Annotated in this window: 19 protein-coding genes and 1 pseudogene; 10 read left to right on the top strand and 10 right to left on the bottom strand. The window is 71.2% G+C overall.

Going from position 1 to position 17,816, the window contains the following annotated elements; translation table 11 throughout:
• Positions 1–119 precede the first annotated feature (119 nt).
• Entirely contained in the window at positions 120–1,259 is a 1,140-nt protein-coding gene (locus BN3788_RS05680) for a VIT1/CCC1 transporter family protein (RefSeq protein ID WP_390619778.1), read from the top strand.
• Positions 1,260–1,282: 23 nt separating this feature from the next.
• Here the strand turns inward: BN3788_RS05680 and BN3788_RS05675 are convergent, their stop codons facing one another.
• Positions 1,283–1,885, bottom strand: a complete 603-nt coding sequence (locus tag BN3788_RS05675; protein WP_147525062.1) for a DivIVA domain-containing protein — start codon at positions 1,883–1,885, stop codon at positions 1,283–1,285.
• The gene (locus BN3788_RS18940; protein ID WP_066582947.1) at positions 1,882–2,595 is read right to left on the bottom strand and encodes a hypothetical protein; all 714 of its coding nucleotides are present in this window, start codon (positions 2,593–2,595) and stop codon (positions 1,882–1,884) included. Before BN3788_RS18940 ends, BN3788_RS05675 begins: the two co-directional genes overlap by 4 nt.
• A 197-nt stretch (positions 2,596–2,792) precedes the next feature.
• Here BN3788_RS18940 and BN3788_RS05665 point away from each other — a divergent pair, with 197 nt between their 5' ends.
• From BN3788_RS05665 to BN3788_RS05655, 3 genes are all read left to right on the top strand, one after another.
• On the top strand, positions 2,793–3,743 hold the full coding sequence (locus tag BN3788_RS05665; RefSeq protein WP_199824742.1) for a siderophore-interacting protein: 951 nt from the start codon (positions 2,793–2,795) through the stop codon (positions 3,741–3,743).
• Positions 3,744–3,804: 61 nt separating this feature from the next.
• Entirely contained in the window at positions 3,805–4,026 is a 222-nt protein-coding gene (locus BN3788_RS05660) for a type II toxin-antitoxin system Phd/YefM family antitoxin (protein WP_066582944.1), read from the top strand.
• A complete protein-coding gene (locus BN3788_RS05655) occupies positions 4,017–4,424 on the top strand; it encodes a type II toxin-antitoxin system VapC family toxin (protein WP_066582942.1) in 408 nt (135 codons plus the stop codon). Before BN3788_RS05660 ends, BN3788_RS05655 begins: the two co-directional genes overlap by 10 nt.
• A gap of 30 nt (positions 4,425–4,454) precedes the next feature.
• Here the strand turns inward: BN3788_RS05655 and BN3788_RS05650 are convergent, their stop codons facing one another.
• From BN3788_RS05650 to BN3788_RS05620, 7 genes are all read right to left on the bottom strand, one after another.
• The gene (locus BN3788_RS05650) at positions 4,455–4,901 is read right to left on the bottom strand and encodes a PIN domain-containing protein (RefSeq protein WP_147525061.1); all 447 of its coding nucleotides are present in this window, start codon (positions 4,899–4,901) and stop codon (positions 4,455–4,457) included.
• A 41-nt stretch (positions 4,902–4,942) separates the two neighbouring features.
• Positions 4,943–5,152, bottom strand: coding sequence for a type II toxin-antitoxin system VapB family antitoxin (locus BN3788_RS05645; RefSeq protein ID WP_066582938.1), 210 nt, complete (start codon positions 5,150–5,152; stop codon positions 4,943–4,945).
• 87 nt (positions 5,153–5,239) lie between these two features.
• On the bottom strand, positions 5,240–6,724 hold the full coding sequence (gene gtfA, locus BN3788_RS05640) for a sucrose phosphorylase (RefSeq protein WP_066582936.1): 1,485 nt from the start codon (positions 6,722–6,724) through the stop codon (positions 5,240–5,242).
• Positions 6,721–7,752, bottom strand: a complete 1,032-nt coding sequence (locus BN3788_RS05635) for an alpha/beta hydrolase (RefSeq protein ID WP_066582934.1) — start codon at positions 7,750–7,752, stop codon at positions 6,721–6,723. The genes gtfA and BN3788_RS05635 overlap by 4 nt, the downstream gene beginning before the upstream one ends.
• Positions 7,749–8,573, bottom strand: coding sequence for a carbohydrate ABC transporter permease (locus tag BN3788_RS05630; protein WP_066582932.1), 825 nt, complete (start codon positions 8,571–8,573; stop codon positions 7,749–7,751). Before BN3788_RS05630 ends, BN3788_RS05635 begins: the two co-directional genes overlap by 4 nt.
• On the bottom strand, positions 8,570–9,532 hold the full coding sequence (locus BN3788_RS05625) for a carbohydrate ABC transporter permease (protein WP_066582930.1): 963 nt from the start codon (positions 9,530–9,532) through the stop codon (positions 8,570–8,572). The genes BN3788_RS05630 and BN3788_RS05625 overlap by 4 nt, the downstream gene beginning before the upstream one ends.
• Before the next feature lies 1 nt (position 9,533).
• Positions 9,534–10,841, bottom strand: a complete 1,308-nt coding sequence (locus BN3788_RS05620; protein WP_082812626.1) for an ABC transporter substrate-binding protein — start codon at positions 10,839–10,841, stop codon at positions 9,534–9,536.
• A gap of 175 nt (positions 10,842–11,016) precedes the next feature.
• Here BN3788_RS05620 and BN3788_RS18515 point away from each other — a divergent pair.
• Together BN3788_RS18515 and BN3788_RS05610 are read left to right on the top strand one after the other, a co-directional pair.
• Positions 11,017–12,090 (top strand): annotated as a pseudogene (locus BN3788_RS18515) (LacI family DNA-binding transcriptional regulator); the annotation flags it as partial.
• Between the two features lie 142 nt (positions 12,091–12,232).
• Entirely contained in the window at positions 12,233–13,156 is a 924-nt protein-coding gene (locus tag BN3788_RS05610) for a pseudouridine synthase (protein WP_066582925.1), read from the top strand.
• Here the strand turns inward: BN3788_RS05610 and BN3788_RS05605 are convergent.
• Positions 13,140–13,580 carry a hypothetical protein gene (locus BN3788_RS05605; protein ID WP_066582923.1) on the bottom strand — a complete coding sequence of 147 codons (441 nt, stop codon included), beginning with the start codon at positions 13,578–13,580 and terminating at the stop codon, positions 13,140–13,142. The genes BN3788_RS05610 and BN3788_RS05605 overlap by 17 nt on opposite strands.
• 368 nt (positions 13,581–13,948) lie before the next feature.
• Between BN3788_RS05605 and BN3788_RS05600 the strand changes: the two genes are divergently transcribed.
• The 4 genes from BN3788_RS05600 to BN3788_RS05585 all read left to right on the top strand — a co-directional run bounded on the left by BN3788_RS05600 (position 13,949) and on the right by BN3788_RS05585 (position 17,745).
• Positions 13,949–14,293: a helix-turn-helix domain-containing protein gene (locus BN3788_RS05600; RefSeq protein WP_066582921.1), complete on the top strand. Its 345-nt coding sequence runs from the start codon at positions 13,949–13,951 to the stop codon at positions 14,291–14,293.
• On the top strand, positions 14,290–15,114 hold the full coding sequence (locus BN3788_RS05595) for an ImmA/IrrE family metallo-endopeptidase (protein ID WP_066582919.1): 825 nt from the start codon (positions 14,290–14,292) through the stop codon (positions 15,112–15,114). Before BN3788_RS05600 ends, BN3788_RS05595 begins: the two co-directional genes overlap by 4 nt.
• Positions 15,115–15,825: 711 nt before the next feature.
• Entirely contained in the window at positions 15,826–16,119 is a 294-nt protein-coding gene (locus tag BN3788_RS18935; RefSeq protein WP_066582916.1) for a hypothetical protein, read from the top strand.
• Between the two features lie 6 nt (positions 16,120–16,125).
• On the top strand, positions 16,126–17,745 hold the full coding sequence (locus BN3788_RS05585; protein ID WP_066582914.1) for an FAD-dependent oxidoreductase: 1,620 nt from the start codon (positions 16,126–16,128) through the stop codon (positions 17,743–17,745).
• The last annotated feature ends 71 nt before the right edge of the window (positions 17,746–17,816 follow it).

The following is a 17,816-nucleotide window of genomic DNA, read 5'->3' as shown; positions in this document are numbered from 1 at the left end:
CCGTTCTGCACACGTGCCCACCTAGCAACTCGAGAGGGTCCATCACGCGGGTGATCCGCCGACGCCGCGGCCGCTGAGGGCTCCCTCGAGGTCCGGGCAGCGGCGGCGGGGGAGATGGGATGATCGCCCTCATGCCCACCGAGGACCCCCACCCGCACCCCCGCCGGGAGCCAGACCGTCAGCAGATCCGCCGCTGGCGCCGCTACCTCGCCGACGAGCGCGCCGAGGCAGCCGTCTACCGGGACCTGGCCAACCGTCGCAGTGGCGAGGAACGGGCGATCCTGCTCGCGCTCGCCGAGGCGGAGCGCCGCCACGAGTCGCACTGGCTCGACCTGCTCGGCGACAACGTGGGGCGCCCCCTGCGCGGCGACTGGCGCACCCGGACCCTCGGCTGGCTGGCCCGCCGGTTCGGCTCCGTGTTCGTCCTCGCGCTCGCGCAGCGCGCCGAGGCCCGGTCCAGCTACGAGTCGGACGTCGACGCCACCGCCACCATGGCCGCCGACGAGCGGATCCACGAGGAGGTCGTGCGAGGGCTCGCGCTGCGGGGCCGCAACCGCATCTCCGGCACGTTCCGGGCCGCCGTCTTCGGCGCCAACGACGGGCTGGTCAGCAACCTCGCCCTGGTGCTCGGCATTGGCGCCAGTGGCGCGTCCAACGCCACAGTGCTGCTCACCGGCCTGGCCGGGCTGCTCGCCGGGGCGCTGTCCATGGCCGCCGGGGAGTACGTGTCGGTGCGGTCCCAGCGCGAGCTGATGGAGGCCTCGACCCCCGGCCAGCATGCTCACGCCGCGTTGCCGCACCTCGACGTCGACGCCAACGAGCTCGCCCTGGTCTACCGCGCTCGCGGCATGTCCCCGGATGACGCCCACGAGCGCGCCGACCAGGTGCTGCGCTCGCTCGGCTCCACGCAGGCGCCCACGTTCGGGATGCCCGTGGGCGGGGCGCCGGTCGACGGCGAGGCGGCCGAGGAGCACGACACGATCGGCACCGCGATGGGCGCCGCCGGGGCGAGCTTCTGCTTCTTCGCATCGGGCGCCCTGATCCCCGTGCTGCCCTACCTCTTCGGCGTCGAGGGCCTGGCAGCCGTGGCCATCGCGTCGGTGCTGGTCGGCATCGCACTGCTGTGCACGGGCACGGCCGTGGGTGTGCTCTCGGGTGGCCCGCCGCTGCGCCGGGCGCTGCGGCAGCTCGCGATCGGCTATGGCGCCGCGGGGGCCACGTACGTGCTGGGCCTGCTGTTCGGCGCGACCGTCAGCTGACGACCGTCACACGCTGAGGACCGTCACACCAGGTTGAGCACCACGCCGTCGGGTGTGTCCTCCACGGACCCGATGGCGTGCAGGGCCCCCGAGGCGGTCTGCACGACGACGCGCTCGCCCCGCGTGGCCATCAGCGTGGTGCGGCCGCTCTGCACGCGCATGATGAGGTCGAAGGCGCTGAGCTCGCGGTATGCGCTGACGACGGTCGGCGCTGTCACGCGTGCGGTGGCGGGGCTGGCGTGGGGCGTGGGGTTCGGCGTGGCCGGTGTCGTGGCGGCGCTGGAGGAGGTCGTGGCCGGCGGCAGGTGGGCCGGGGAAGCCCCTGTGGACGTGGCAGGCGCCGTCGATCCGACGTACGCCTCCAACGCCGCCACGACGCCTGTGCGCAGCGCCTCCACCTCCGTCGACGCGTAACCCGCCCCCGACCGCCGGGGCCCGAACTTCGCCGTCTTCATCTCCCGCAGCAGCATCGTCGCCGCAGTGCTCGCCCCCGGGCGCCCCTCCTCCAGTGCCGACAGCGTCGCGGCGGCGAGTTCCAGGTAGTGGTCGACCTGGGTCTGGTCGTAACCGTCCGAGCGGTAGCTGCTCGACAGTGCGCGGCGGCGGAGCTGGTCGGCGGTGATCACGGGGCACGCCACCACCGAGATCTACACGCGTAAGATCGTCGGCAGCGTCGGGTGTGTATAAGAGACAGGGCGTGCACGACGATCCCGTCCGCCACGGTGTCGACGGCGACCACGCGGGTGAGCCGCCCCTCGGGCGTCCGGACGAAGAGCCGGTCCCGCTGATCGCCGAACAACGCGGCGCCCGCGGTCTGCAGGCCGAGGACGACGTCGTAGGCGCTCAGGCCCTCCGGCGCCGACGACAAGTCCTGCGCCGTGGTCAGGGTCGCGGCGGCCGCCGCAGCAGAGGCCGTCGCCGCGGACACGGCGGGCGCCGCCATCGTCGGCGAGGGCGTGGCCGAGGGCGCCGCCGACGGCCTGCTCGCCGGCGCGCCCGACGACTGCTGCTCAGCCGCGCTCGAGGCCTTGCGACGTGGCCCGGCGTGCCGGCGCACGTACTCCTCGAGCGTGGCGACCAGTTGGGCGCGGAACGCGTCCACCTCTGCGGCCGAGTAGCCGGCGTCGTGGCCGTTCGCGACGGGCGGCTCGCCGGTGCGGATGTCGCGGGGGAGGAGCAGGCGCGACCCGTCGGGGCTGGCCGTCCGGCCCTGCTCGAGGGCCTCGAGCGTGGTGGCGACGCGCTGGAGCATGTGGTCGACCGCCGTCGCGTCATACGCACCGGCGCCGCGCGTGCGGGCGAACGAGATCTGGCGGACCTGATGGGCGGTGATCACGGCAGCAGCTCCTGTCGGCCGGCGCCACGAGCGGGGCGCCACGGCCGCATCTTGCCAGCGTGCGCGCCAGATCGCCACGACCAGGACCTTCGTACGACGGGGCCAACCACGTCGGATGCGAGCATGTGACACGGGCCACAGCCGGAAGTGGATGAGGGCAGTTAGGGTAGGCATACCTCAACACGAAGGGTTGTCCTGTGAGCGCAACGCTGACCGCTCCGGCGGTCGTCAGCCCGTTCCGGGTCTTCGCCGTCGAAGTCGCCCGAGTCGAGGACCTCACCCCGAGCTTCCGCCGGATCACCTTCACCGGCCAGGACCTCGACCAGTTCGCCGACACCGGCCTCGACCAGCGCATCAAGCTCATCCTCGCCGCCCCCGGCGCCGCCTCCCCGGCCGCCGTCACAGAGCTGTGCGGCGAGGGTGACTGGTACTCCGCGTGGCGCGCGATGCCCGACGACGTGCGCCCTCTGCTGCGCACCTACACCGTGCGAGCCGTCCGCCAGGACGCCCACGAGATCGACGTCGACATCGTGCTCCACGGCGACGTCGGCCCCGCCACCCGCTGGGCCCGGCGCGCCACCCCCGGCGCCACCCTGGCGATCTGCGGGCCCAACGCCCGGTACGACGGCTGGTGCGGCGGCGTCGAATGGGTGCAGCCCGAGCACAGCCTGGCCGTGCTGCTCGCCGGCGACGAGACCGCCGTGCCCGCCATCGCGTCCATCCTCGAAGAGCTCGACCCGGGCGCCCGCGGCGAAGCCGTCCTCGAGGTGCCCTGCGCCGCCGACATCCTCGCGATCGACGCCCCGCCCGGCATCCGCGTCACCTGGCTGCCGCGCGACGGCGCCGCCCACGGCGCCCACCTCATCCCCGCCGTCCACGAGGCCGCCGAACGGCTCCTCGCCCCGCCGATCGGCCCCACCGCCACCAGCATCGAAGACGTCGACATCGAGACCGGCATCCTCTGGGAGGTGCCCATCGACCCCGAGGGCGCCGCGCTCACCCGCTCCACCGAGCTGTACGCCTGGCTCGCCGGAGAGGCCGGCGTCATCAAGCAGCTCCGCCGGCACCTCGTCAGCGAGCGCGGCGTCGACCGGCGGTCCGTGGCGTTCATGGGGTACTGGCGCGAAGGGCGCGCCGAAGGCGCCTGACCGCCTCCGCCCGCTCCGCACCCCTTGGACCAGCCAGTCTGGTCTAGGTAGACTAGGTGCCATGCTCACGGTCAACGTGCAGGATGCCAAAGCGAAGCTGTCCGACCTGCTGGCCCGTGCAGAACGCGGCGAGGAGGTCTGGATCGCGCGCGCCGGCACCCCCGTGGCGCGCCTCGTGCCCGCGGAGCGCAAGCCGCGACAGTTCGGGATCATGGACGGCCCCGACATCCCCGACTCGTTCTTCGAGCCGATGACCGAGGACGAGCTGGCGGCATGGGAGTGAGGGCGTACCTGCTCGACACGCACACGCTCCTGTGGCTCGTCTTCGCCCCCGACCGCGTGCCCGTCACGTTGCGCTCCGTCCTGGCCGACCCGCACGTCACAGTGTTCGCCTCCGCCGCCAGCGCGATGGAGATCGCGACCAAGACCCGGCTGGGGAAGCTCCCCGAGGAGTACATGCCGCTCGTCCAAGCGTGGGGCGCGCGCCTCTCGGACATGCAGATCACGTCGCTGCCCATCACCCACGAGCACGCCCTGCTCGCCGGGACGCTGCTGTGGGAGCACCGGGACCCGTTCGACCGGCTGCTCGCCGCTCAGGCGATCATCGAGAACCTCACCCTCGCCACCCGTGACGAGGCGCTCGCCGAGTTCCGCGAGATCGGCACCGTGTGGGATCGGTGATGTTGCCTCACCCGCAGCTGCCCGCCGTCATCAACCGAGATCGACGAGCGATTCCTCGCGGAACTCGCTGACGACTGAGGCGATGTGCTCGAAGTCCCTGTCGTAGTGCAGGACTGTCACGTCATGCTCGATCGCGACGGCGGCGATGAGAGTGTCGAACGCCCCCGCGGACCGGATCAGCCCGTTGTGCCACAGCCGTTGCTGGATGCCGAGTGCCACGGTGTGCGTCGTCGGCGACATGTGCAGCACGGTGAACGTCGACATCGCCCGATGTGAGGCGTCGAGTTCGACGGGGTTCCTGGCGCTGTACCCGTGCTCGACCATCTGAGCGGTGGTCACGCAGATCGTGTGATCACGCTGGATGTCCGCGACGCGCTGCGCGATCGTCGGGGAGGTCGGCACGCGTGCCCACACGCTGTTGTCGATCAGGTAGCGCAGGTCCGCAGTGGGTTCCGGTCGGACTGGTGCGGGCTTCATCGCTGCGCGCCTGTCTGCGATGCGGCGCGCGCTGGACTTGCTCACCGGCGCGCCTGCGCACGAACCTCCGGATCGAGCAGGTCGCTGGCGAAGGTCATCTGGCTGAGCGCGCCCAGGGCTTCGCGCTGGTGGCTTCGGCGCACGACGTCCTCCAGTGCGCTGGTGATCGCTTCGCGCTTGGTCTTCGCCCCGAGGGCGTGCATCGCTTCAGCGACGAGGTCCTCGGGAAGATCCACGCTGGTCATCGCCATGCTCTGCCTCCGGTTTATATAGAACGGCGTCAATAATCATATGACCGGCAGTCGCGGGTGTCACTCCCCTCGCTTCGGCCCGCGTCGTCAGCCGACGCGCGGCGTCAGCCTCCCCGACGACACGACGTCGATAGTGCTCGTGCCGTCGCTGACCGTCATCGCGTATGACCCATCCGCGACGTCGAAGTCGAGCTCGGCGCGCTCGTCGCCCGCCGTCCACGCCATCCGCCCCCGCGTGCCCTGGAGGTCCCAGGCGAACGTCCCGTCGAATGCGGGGTGCGCGGCGCGGACGCGCAGCGCGTCGAGCTGCGCGCGGACTGCGGGGCGCTCGAGGTGGTGCGCGATCTCGTCGGGCGTGTAGTGGTGGCGGTTGACGTCACGGCCCACACCGCTCCGCTCGAGCAGGTCCATGTCGTTCTCTCCGGCCAGGAGGCCGACGTAGTACACCTGGGGTGTGCCCGGCACGAAGAGCTGGATCAGGCGGGCGAGCACGTACCGCTGGTCGTCGCGGGCGAGGGCGTCGTAGAACGTGCAGTTGACCTGGTAGAGGTCCAGGTTCGACGCGGCCGCCCCGGTGGCGAGGCGTGAGGCGCCGCCGCTGTTGTGGTGGATCGCCTCGACGAGCGCGTCGATCTGGTCGGGCTCGAGGAGGCCGGGCTCGCCGGGGCGCAGGTCGGACGGCCCGACGTCGACGATGCCGATGCCGTCGTGCGTGTCGAGCACCGTCATCGCGTTCGCGGGGCGTATCCGCAGCCAGTGCGCCAGCGGCTCGAGGTCGGCGGCGGTGAGCGCGTGCAGCACGAGCGGCGGCAGGGCGAAGTCGTAGACGTGGTCGACCTTCTGGGCGATCTCGATCTGCTGGGTGTGATGGCCGTGCACCTCGACCAGCACGGAGGCGCCGCGCGCGTGGGCCCGCTGCACGATCCGCTCGGTGTACTCGTCGGTGGCGGGGGTCATGAAGCAGTCCGTGCCCGCCTGCTTCCCGGTGTACCCGACGGCGTCCAGCCGGATCTGCGTGACCCCGCCTGCGGTGAGCGCGTCGACCACGGAGTCCAGGTAGTCCCAGGCCTGCGGGGTGCGCAGGTCGATGTCGACCTGGTCGGAGGTGAAGGTCGTCCAGACCAGGCGCCGCTCGCCGCCCAGCGTCATCGTGGTGAAGGGCAGGCCCGGCCGGGGCCGGTAGACGCGCGCCAGGTCCGCCTCGGCAGCGCCGTCGGGGAACACCGACGTGAGCGTGAGGAACATCGGCGCCCAGGGCGAGGCGTCGCCGCGCTCGCGGACGTCTATGAACTGCTCGGACTGCGCGGAGACGTGGTTGACGATCAGGTCGGCCATGACGGTGCGGCCCTGCGCGAGTGAGCGCATGTCCTCCCACGTCCCCAGCCGCGGGTCGACGGTGGTGTGGTCGCGGGGGTCGAAGCCCGCGTCGACGCCGTCGTGCGGGGTGAAGAACGGCAGCACGTGCACTCCGCCGAACGCTCCGGCGAGCGGCCCGTCGAGCAGGTCGGCGAGCCCGGAGACGCTCCCGGCGAGGCGGTCGGCGTAGGCGATGAGCTGGGGGCGGGTGTTCACGTCAGGGACTCCGTCAGGGTGCGGATCGGCGGATGTGGGTGGGGCAGCGGGTGTGCGGCGGGCTCCGCGTCGCGGGGGGCGCGGGCCAGGAGGCGATCGAGCCAACTCGCTCGTGCGGCGCGCGCCGCGACGGAGATGCGAGCGGATGGGGCGAGCCCGTCGAACCCGTGGCAGCCGCCGGGCCACACGTGCAGCTCGGCGTCGCCGCCATCGGCCCAGAGGCGCGCGGCGTACTCGACGCACTCGTCGCGGAACGTCTCGGCCGAGGCGACGTCGATGAACGCCGGTGGCAGGCCCCGCAGGGTGTCGGCCCGGGCCGCGGACGCGTAGGCGGGGGTGTGCGGTCCTCCCGCGTCCGCGCCGAGGTAGGCGCCCCAGCCGGTCGCGTTGGCGGTGCGGTCCCATGAGCCGGCGCCTGCCATCTGATGTCCTGAGGCGCTGTCGTTGCGATCGTCCAGCATCGGGTAGACGAGGAGCTGGCCGAGCAGCGGCGGCCCGTTGCGGTCCCGCACGAGGAGCGCGAGCGCGGCGGCCAGCCCGCCACCGGCGCTGACGCCTGTGACGACGACGCGGGCGGGGTCGATCCCCAACTGCTCCGCCTCGGCGACGAGCCAGAGCAGCGCCGCGTACGCGTCCTCCACGGCTGCGGGGTACGGGTGCTCCGGGGCCAGCCGGTAGTCCACCGAAGCGACGGCCCACCCCGGCGCGACGGCCAGCGCCGCGTCGACGTTGTCGGACACGGCGCCGGCGATGAGCCCGCCACCGTGGAGGTGGAGGAGGACGGGGACCGGCCCAGGACTGTGCTGCGGCCGGACGACCGTCACCGGCACGTCCCCCTCGCGGCCCGGCGCACGGTGCTCGCTGACCGCGCCACCGGCCTCCGCGGCCACGGCGTGGATGTCCGGCGGGGTGGCCCGAGCCCGCAGCACGTCGATCTCGTCAGGGGCGAGCGAAGTCACGACGATGTCGGCCCGTTCGGCCAGCGCGAGGGAGATCTCGGGGTCGAACGGGGGCAGTCCAGAGCTCATCCCTTGATCGCTCCCTGCAGGAGCGCGGAGACGAACTGGCGCTGGAACACGAGGAAGACGATCAGGGTGGGCGTGAGGATGAGGATCGACCCGGCGCAGAGCAGGGGGATGTCCGTCCCGTACTGCCCCTGGAAGGCCCCGAGGGCGCCGGCCATGGTCCGCTTCGTCGAGTCGTCCACGAGGACCACTGCCAGCAGGAACTGGTTCCACGTCCACAGGAACAGCAGGATCGCCAGCGACGACAGGGCGGGCATCGACAACGGCAGGTGGATCTTGGTGAACAGCGACCACGTGTTCGCGCCGTCCATCCGCGCCGCCTCGGAGAGGTCGGTGGGCATGTTCACGAAGTGCGCGCGCATCCACATGACCGCGAACGGCATGTACAGCCCGATGAGCGGCAGGATGATCGCCCACCGGGTGTTCAGCAGGCCGAACTCCCGCATCTGGTAGTAGAGCGGGACGATGACGCCCTGGAACGGCAGGGTGAGCCCGAGCAGGAACACCAGGAAGATCCACCGGTGCCCGGGCGGGCGCAAGTGGCCCAGCGCGAAGCCCGCCAGCGTGGCGATGAGCAGCGCCACGGGGACCACGCCGACGACGATGAGCGCGCTCGACAGCAGCAGCTTGCCCATGTTCGCGGCCTGGAACGCGGAGGCGAAGTTCTCCCAGTGCGGCTCCTCGGGCCACTCCAGTCCCGACGGGTAGGTGCCCGCCGGGTGCAGCGCGGTGACGAAGAGCGTGAGGAACGGGACGATCGTCACGGCCATCAGGAGGACCAGGAGGACGTTGCCGACCCACTTCTCTCGGCGGGAGGCGATCATGAGTCACTGTCCTTGGTGAGTCGCTGGATGGGCAGCACGATCGCGAGCACGAGGAGCATGAAGGCCACCGCGAGCGCGGAGGCCTGTCCGATCTCCCGGCTGAAGAACGCCAGGTAGTAGATCTCCAGCCCGGGCACGAGCGTGCTGTTCCCCGGGCCGCCCTGGGTCGAGATGTAGATGATGTCGAAGCTGGCGAGCGCCGCGATGACCGTCACCGTGACGCACACGCCGATCTCCTGGCGCAGGCTCGGGAGGGTGATCGCGAAGAACTCGCGGATCGCCCCGGCGCCGTCGATGCGGGCCGCCTCGTAGAGCGCGGGGTCGATCTTCGTCATGCCGGCGAGCAGCAGGAGCATGCACAGGCCGAGCGCCACCCACGCGCCGATGGCGCCGACGGCGGGCAGGGCCGTGTCGAAGTTGCCCAGCCACGCCTGCGCGAGCGAGCCGAGGCCGATGGCGCGCAGGATCTGGTTGACGAGCCCGTCGGAGGCCATCAGCCAGGTCCACATGATGCCCGCCGCGACCAGGGGGATGACCTGGGGAAGGAAGAGCACCGTGCGCGAGATGATCGCCAGCCGGCTCGTGGCGAACTTGCGGATGGTCGCCGCCGCGAACAGCCCGAGGACCACCGGCACGAACGAGAAGTAGATGATGAGCTCGAGCGCGTTGACGATCGAGCCGAGCATCTCGCTCTCGCCGAGGAGCCGGGTGTAGTTGTCCCACCCGACCCAGGTCGCCTCGGTCACGCCGTTCCAGTCGTAGAACGAGTACTGGAACGTCAGGGCGAGCGGCCGCAGGACGAACACGCCGTAGAAGAGGGCCGCTGGCACCACGAGGGCGAGTGCTGCCCAGCCCCGGCGCAGGCGCCGCGCTTTAAGGGCGCGGCGCCTGGCCTCCTGGCTGGTTGTCGAGTACTCAACCGTCTCGCGGCGACCGGGCGTTCCGGTCGTCGCTGTCATGTCAGCCGCCGATCTGGTTCTCGTAGTCGGCCTGCACGGCCGTGAGGAGCCCCTCGGGCGTCTGCTGGCCGGCGACGAGCTTCTGCAGGTTCGGCGTCCAGCTCTTGGCGTAGATCTCACCGGTGGCGTTGGCGATGAACTCCATCGCGCCGTCGTCCTCGCCGATGGTGGTGCCCGCGGCCAGCGTCTGGGCGGTCACGGACTCCGCGTCGACTTCGGGCATGAAGGCGCCCGTCTGGCCCATGGGGTGCGAGCCGCCGATCTCGACGGCGATCGTCCGGCCCTCGTCGTTCGTCGCGATCCAGTCGAGGAAGTACGCGGCGCAGTCAGCGTTCTTGGCCTTCGCCGCGATCCCGTAGGTCAGGGGCGCGGACATCGCGCCGACCTTGCCGCCCGCCTCGAGCGGCGGGAGCAGGAAGAAGCCGGCCTTGCCGGGCATCTGGGCGTCGAGGTTGCCCGACTCCCAGTCGCCGTTGAACATCAGCAGCGACTTGCCGTCGATGAAACGGCTCATCATCGTGGCGTAGTCGATGGCGTTGGCGTCATCGGCGAAGAAGCCGGCCTTGATCCACTTGTCGAGGTGCTCGGCGGCCTTGATGTTCTCCGGGGTGGCGATGGTCGCGCCGGGCTGCTGGAACGTCCAGGCGTTGATCTTCGACGCGTCGCCGTAGGAGGCCATGAGCGCCTGCAGCGGGAAGGCGAGGCCGCCCGTCGCGCCGCCGTTGAACTGCCCGATCGGGTTGTAGCCGGCGTCCTTCGCCTTCTGCAGCAGCGCGTCGAGCTCGGCGAGGGTCTGCGGCGCCTCGGTCATGCCGAGCTCGGCGGCGATCTCCTTGTTGTAGAAGATCCCCGTCATCGAGTAATTCAGGCCCATCGCGTACAGGGGGCCGTCGCCGCGGCGGCCCTCATCGTCGACGCGCATCTGCAGGAGCTGCGAGGCGGGCCACTCGTCCCACCCGAGCGATTCGGCGTAGGGGTCGAGGTCGAGCAGCAGCCCGTCCTTCGCGAGGTCGGACATCTGCGGCAGGCGCATCAGGTCCGGCGGATTGTCGGCGAGGATGCGCGGCGCGTTCTGCGTGATGACCGCGAACTGGTCCTCGCGGATGTCGAACGTCACGTTGGGGTGCTGCGCGGTGAATTCTTCCGTCAGCGCCTTGGGCAGGGGGAAGCCCGTTTCGATGTACGCGCTGAGCACGACGTCGTCGGAGCCGCACGTCGGAGCCTCGCCCGAGGCGCTGGCGTTTCCGGCAGTGGGCTTGGTGTCGTCACCCGTGGTGGCGCCAGGTGCGCCGCAGGCGGCGATGGTCATGAGGCTCGCCAGGCACAGTGCTGCCGTGACAGTACTGGGCCGGGTCCTCAGAGGGGCTCGAGACAACGTCGTCTCCCTTTCGTCGGAACGCATCCGGTGGGGCCCGGATCGGATTTGCTAAATCGGCTTAGCACGAGGATGCTCTCGATTGGAGGCGGGCAATGTCAAGCCGGCGGTGGTCACAGATCGATCACGCCCGATCTGCGGGGAATCGCTTTCGACAAGCGCTCGAGACGGCGGCGCCCGTCTAGGATCCCGAAGCGACGAGGGGAGTCAGGTGGGCAACAGCCGCGTGACATTGGCCGATGTAGCACGCGCCGCGGGCGTGTCATCGCCGACCGCATCTCTGGTTCTTTCTGGGCGTGGCGACGAGCTGCGCATCTCGCAGCGCGTCCAAAAACGCGTCCGAGAGGCCGCCGCCGAACTCTCCTACCGGCCGAATATCGTGTCGATCGGGCTGCGCAAAGGCAAAACCCGCACGCTCGGACTGGTCTCCGACACGGTGGCCACCTCGCAGCTCGCGGGCGACATGATCAAGGGCGCCATCGAGGCCGCCCGGGACCACGGATTCATGCTCTTCATCGGAGAGACCGAGGGCGATCCCGAGATCGAGGGCGCGCTGCTCGAGGCGATGCACGACCGACAGGTCGACGGCATCATCCTCACGTCCATGTTCACCCGAACCCGCGCAGTCCCGGCGTTGCTCAACCGGATGCCGACGGTGTTGCTCAACACCCTTCCGGAAGAGCCCACGAGCGCCCCCGCCGTCGTCCCCGACGAGATCGAGGCCGGACGCGCCGCCGCACGCCTCCTCCTCGACTCCGGGCACCGCGAGATCCACCTCATCGGCGCCGGGCCAGATCCGCAGGACGTGCCGCCGGACACCGTGGCAGGCATCGAGCGGCTGGCCGGGATCCGGGAGGTCTTGACGGCCGCGGGCCTCGAACCCGCATCCGGCCACCTCTGCGGCGACTGGCTGCCCCCGCAGGGCTGGCGCGCGACGAACGACCTGCTGCGGGAGCACCCGCGACCGCGCGCGATCATCTGCTTCAACGACCGGTTGGCGTTCGGCGCCTACCAGGCGCTCCACGAGGCCGGGCTCGCCATCCCCGACGACGTCTCCATCGTCTCGTTCGACAACTACCCGCTCGCCGAGTGGATGCGACCAGGCGTGACCACATTCGCGATCCCCCACGAGCAGCTCGGACGGCGCGCGGTCGAGCTGCTGATCGATGTGGTCCAGAACGGCGTGGGCGACGGGCCAGGCGACGTGCATCGGCTCGCTCTGCCCCTGTGCTCGCGTGGCTCCTTGGCCGTCGCCACGCGGGGAGACCCGGGCGCCTGTCCGGCCGCGCAGATGGCCTCATCGGAACGCTGCGTACCATCGCCAGGTGCCTCCCCCCTCCCCGCTCCCGGCCCGCCATGGCCTGAGCGCCGCGTGGCTGCGCACCCCGGACCGCGACCGCTCGCGGCCGGACGAGTGGCCGACGATGGGCGCCTGGCTGCGCCACAAGCTGCCCGAGCACGTCGACGTGCCGGGGATGCTGGCGCAGCAGCGCTTCGTCGACGAGGGCGGGCGCGCGGTGCGCGAGGAGGACCCGTTCGCCCCGCATCAGTTCGTGTGGTTCCACCGCGACCTGCGCGACGAGCCCGAGGTGACCGCCCCGATCCACGTGGTGCACCGCGACGAGCGGCTCGTGGTGGTCGACAAGCCCGCGTTCCTCTCCTCGATCCCGCGCGGCCGGCATGTGATGCAGAGCGTGGTCGTGCGCATGCGCGCGGAGTTGGGCCTGCCGGATCTGTCGCCGCTGCATCGCCTGGACCGCGTCACGTCTGGGCTGTTGATGCTCGCCACCGAGCCCCAGTGGCGCGGGCCCTACCAGAGCCTGTTCGAGCGTCGCGCGGTGGACAAGGCCTACTGGGCGCTGGCGCCCCTGCGCCCGGACCTGGAGTTCCCGGTGGTGGTGCGCAACCACATCCACAAGGAGCGCGGCGCGTGGCAGGCGCAGGTGGTCCCCGGGGCGCCGGTCAACGCCGAGACGCTCGTCGAGCTGGAGTCCGAGGCAGACGGCCACGGGGTCTACCGCCTGACCCCCCGCACGGGACGCACCCACCAGCTCCGCCTGCACCTGCACGGGCTCGACATTCCGATCGTCAACGACCCGTTGTACCCGGTGGTGCGAGACATCCCGGTGGACGACTTCAGCAACCCGTTGCAGCTGCTCGCCGGGGAGCTCGCCTTCACCGACCCCATCGACGGCGAGCCGCGCCGATTCCGCAGCGTCCGACGCCTGCCGCTCACCGCCGAGGGCTGACCCCGGGCCCCGCCGCATGCGTCGCGAACCGTCCGAGCAGGCAGATGGCGAGAGCAGGCGCCAATGCCGCCCCCAGCCACATCGGCACGGCGTGGAGCGTGCGCTCGCGCTCGCGGTGGGGCAGCGACAACAGCAGGGACACCCCGGCTAGCGCGACGGGGATCAATTGCACTGCCAGCACGAACCACCGGGCATCCGCGGTGGCGATGTGCTGCGTGGCGACGTCAGAGCCGCCGCGTCCACCGAATCCGATCATCCAGCGCATCTGCGACCACGGATGGGCATCGGCCATCCGCGCAGCACCCCAACTGGCCACGACGGCGAGCGCGGCGGCGGCGGCCAGGATGACCAGCGCGTGGCGCCGTCGGCGTCGCAGGACCGCTTGGAGGGCGCGGGCCCGCTTGTCTCCCTCCTTCGCTGCCACCGCCTCAGCGGCGGCGGCCTGCTGGGCGCGGTGCGCGGCGAGCCTTGCGGCGCGGCGCTCAGAGCGGGTTTGGTGGGCTTGGTCTGCGGCCCGGTCACGGAGCGGTTCGCGAGTCAGAGTTCCTGCTGCCACCTGGGGCCTCTTGAGGTCGGAGGGATGGTCGCCGCACATCAGCGACTGCAGCCTTGCCGACGACGGCCAGGCGCGGGCGTGGCTCTGGGGAACTGTGGAAGCGCGCAGCAGCGAGGGTGCGGTCGGCGTTCGCGACATGCTGGCGCCGCTGCGCGGGTTCTGTGTGATGCGTCAAGGGGTCTTGTCGCCGAGACGGCGCCTCTGACAGACTGAATGAACACAGGAGGAGTATTCACATGGAAATCGACGCAACGGCCCTCGGCCGGCGTGTACGTGAGCTCCGCGAGCAGGCGGGTATCTCGCAGGAAGAGGCGTCCCGCGCTATCGAGGTGTCCCAGCCGACGTACTCACGCATCGAGGCAGGCGAGCGCGTCCTCAAGGGTGACGAGCTCGTGCTCCTCGCCGACCTTTTCGCGGTGCGGGCGGCGGCGATCACCGGGTACGCGCACGTGCGGGAGAACGCTCGCTACGCGGCGCGCACGGACGGCACGTCTTCCGCCATGACGCAGATGCGCGAGCGGCTCTACGCGTGCCTCGAGCTCGACGACTACCTGACCGGCCAGGGCATCCCCCGGGCATGAGTAGCAACGAGGATCGAGCACGAGCGCTCGCGGACCGGGTCCGTCGCGACTACGAGTTGGACGATGCCCCGATCAATGACCTGTTCGAGCTGGTCTACCGCGCCTGCGGGATCGATGTCATGAGCATGGACGCCGGGCAGGACGAGCACGGCCTGACGATGTGCCACCCGACCACGGGATTCCTCATCATCGCGGTAGCCACCACTCCCCATCCGATGCGGCAGCGTTCGAGCATCGCCCACGAGCTGGGCCACGTGCTCGCAGGCGACCTCGACGCAGGGGTCACATTGACGCCGGGCTCTCGTACCCCCGAGGAGATCCGCGCCGACGCGTTCGCTCGTCATCTGCTCATCCCGCTTGACGGTGTGCGGCGGCGCGTCGCCAAGCTCGACGGGCCGCTGACGCAGGCGCACCTGTCTGATCTCGTGCAGCGCTTCGAGGTGTCACCAGCCATGGCGGCGATCCAGCTGCGCACTCTGGGGAAGATCAGCCAGGACACGTGCACTGAGTGGTCATCGGATTCAGCCTCCAGGCTTGCCGCCCGATTCGGATGGGCTGATCAGTACAGGGCGCTCGCGGTGACCTCCCAGGCGCCCCGCGCTCCCCAGGGCCTGATGAGCCGCGCTGTCGAGGGCTACCGACGTGGCGTTCTCAGCGTGGCCGAGCTCGCTCACTGGTATGGCCAGTCCCCGGCAGACCTCGAATCTGAGCTTGGCCCACCTGTGCCCGTCGACGATGCGGACGCATGGAACGACGATGACGATGAATGGGATCCGAGCGCGCCGCTGTTCCCTGACACGAATTCGGAAGGCGGCCCGTGAGCATCCTGCTCGACGCTGGCCCATGCCTGAACTTCCTCGCGGTCGGCCAGCAAAACGTCCTCGTGCAACTGGCCTCGACGAGCAACGTGAGGTTGAAGACCGCGGAGAGGGTCGACCGGGAGATTCTTGGGAAGTGCCGCGATCCCCGTTTCGCGCGGACCGGTGCACAAGCGACCTGGCTGAAGCTCAGGGATTCCGGGCGGGTGGAGGTCCTGAACGACGACTTGGCATCTCGAGCGTTCGAATCGGCGGTGTCACGTATCAGCGGCATGCCCGCGGCGACACGAGTCCGGAGCTCGGAATCACTGGGTGAGATCTTGGTGCTGGCGCACGCGTCACTCTTCGCGCAGCAGGGGACGTCTGTGGTCGTGCTCATCGATGAGAGCGACGGTCGACGCCGCGCATTGCGCGAGCGCCGATGGCTCGAGCAGCACAACGCGACGGGTCTGCTGCGCTTGCTCAGCACGAGGCAGGTCCTCGAGCGTGCCCCGCCCTCCAAGCGCCGGCCTGGATTGCGAACGGGCACTCGTGGCAGCAGGTCTACCGCCAGATGCGGAAGTTCGATGACGGGCTGGCTCCGCTCGACTGATCGGGTCCGGAGGCGCCAGATGCCTGGCCGACCCAGCGTGTGCTGTCGGGAGGCGGTCGCCACCTGCCCCGCCTACGCTCGTCAGCACGCACTGATGGAGTACGAGCGAGTGGAGGCTTTACATGAAGGGCAAGGCGGCATTCGTCCTCGGAGCCGGACTCGGGTACCTGCTCGGGACCCCGGCGGGGCGCGAGAAGCTCGACAAGGTGAAGGCCAAGCTGACGGACTCGTGGAACGACCCGCGGGTGCAGGAGAAGGTCAGCGACCTGCGCAGCAAGGCCACGTCGGGATCCTCGGACGACCCGTGGGCCAGCCCCTCGCCGGACGTCTCGTCGCCCAGCTCCTCGACGACCGGCGCCTCCGGCGGGCCCGACCTCGGCGGGACCACTGACTCCGACTACCGGTCCACTCCCTGATCCACCATGGTCGCGCGCACGTCGCTGTGGCTCGACCGGCTTGACGCGCGGGCCCTGGCCACCGATGGCGGCGCGGGGCCTTCCGCCGAGCTGGCGGATCCGCATGACGTGGTGGTCGTCGGCGCTGGCCTGACCGGCCTGACGACTGCGCTGCTGCTGGCCCGGGCGGGCTGGTCGGTGGTGGTGGTGGAGTCGCGCTGGGTGGGCGCGGGGACCACGGGGCGTTCGACGGCCAAGGTGAGCCTGTTGCAGGGGACCCGGCTGTCCTCGATGGCGCGCCGGCACCCGGAGCCGGTGCAGGAGTCGTACCTCGAGGGCAGCCGGGAGGGCATGGACTGGCTGCTGCGGTACTGCGACGAGCATGGTGTCGCGTATCAGCGGCGGCCCGCGGTGACGTATGCGACCACGGGACCCGGCCTGGTCCGGGTCGACGAGGAGATGCGCGTGGCCGAGCGGCTCGGCCTGCCCGTGGAGTGGCGGGACGAGCTGGAGCTGCCGGTGGCGGTGGTCGGCGCCGTGGAGTTGGCCGATCAGGCGCAGCTCGACCCGATGGACGTGCTCGCGGCGCTCGCGGAGGACGTGGTGGCGCGCGGCGGTCGCATCGTGGACCGCGCCCGGGTGCTGGGCGCGCACCGGGAGCCTGCGGGGACGTATGTGGTGCGCACGACGCGGGGGGACACCCGCGCCGACACCGTGGTCCTCGCGACGGGAGCCCCGGTGCTCGATCGCGGGGGGTTCTTCGGCCGGCTCCAGGCGCGCCGCTCGTATGCGCTGGCCTGCCAGGCGCCGGGCGACCTGCCGCCGGGGATGTACCTGTCATCGGATGGCGACACCCGCTCGGTGCGCAGCACGCCGGTGGTCGCCGCGGGGGAGTCGACGGCGGATGCGGGCGCGATGCTGCTGGTGGGCGGCGCGGGTCACGTGACGGGGCGCGGCGGCCCGACGGGCGCGCATGTGCGCCGGCTGACCCGGTGGACGGAGCGGCATTTCCCGGGCGCGGTGGTGACCCACGCGTGGTCGGCGCAGGACTACGCCTCGTCGGACGGTCTGCCGTTGGTGGGACGGCTCGTCCCGACGAACGGGCGGGTGCTGTTCGCGAGCGGGTACGACAAGTGGGGGATGACGACGGCGGTGGCGGCCGCGCTGGTGATGGCCGCCGAGCTGCTGGGCGACCACCCGCCGCGCTGGGCGGCCGACTGGCGGCCGTGGCGGCCACGCGAGCTGGTGAGGGGCGCGGGGACCGTCGCCCGGTGGAACGCGGAGGTGGGCGTCCGCCTGGCCTCGGACTGGCTGCGCCCATGGCCGGCGGTGGCGGAGCGGCCCACCCCGCCGGAGGGGCAGGGACGCATCGAGCGGGCCCGGTTCCGGCACCCGGAGGCGGTGTGCACCGTCGGCGGGGTGACCCGACGGGTCTCGGGGGTGTGCACGCATCTGGGCGGCATCGTCACGTGGAACGACGCGGAGCGGTCCTGGGACTGCCCGCTGCACGGGTCCCGCTTCGACGCGACCGGGTCCCCGCTGGAGGGGCCGGCCACGAAGCCACTGGAGCCCACCGAGCCGGCTCAGCCGCCGCGGCGCCGACAGGTGCCGGGCATGGACGCGCCGTCCCCCACGCCAGCCGACTAGGCGGCTGATCGGCCAGGGCGTCATCCTGCGCTCGCGGTCGAACCTCGCCCTCAGAAGGTCCGCACGTGGCA

Source organism: Cellulomonas timonensis (assembly GCF_900046455.1).
Taxonomy (GTDB): Bacteria; Actinomycetota; Actinomycetes; order Actinomycetales; family Cellulomonadaceae; genus Cellulomonas_A; species Cellulomonas_A timonensis.
This window is presented reverse-complemented; position numbering and strand designations above follow the sequence as displayed.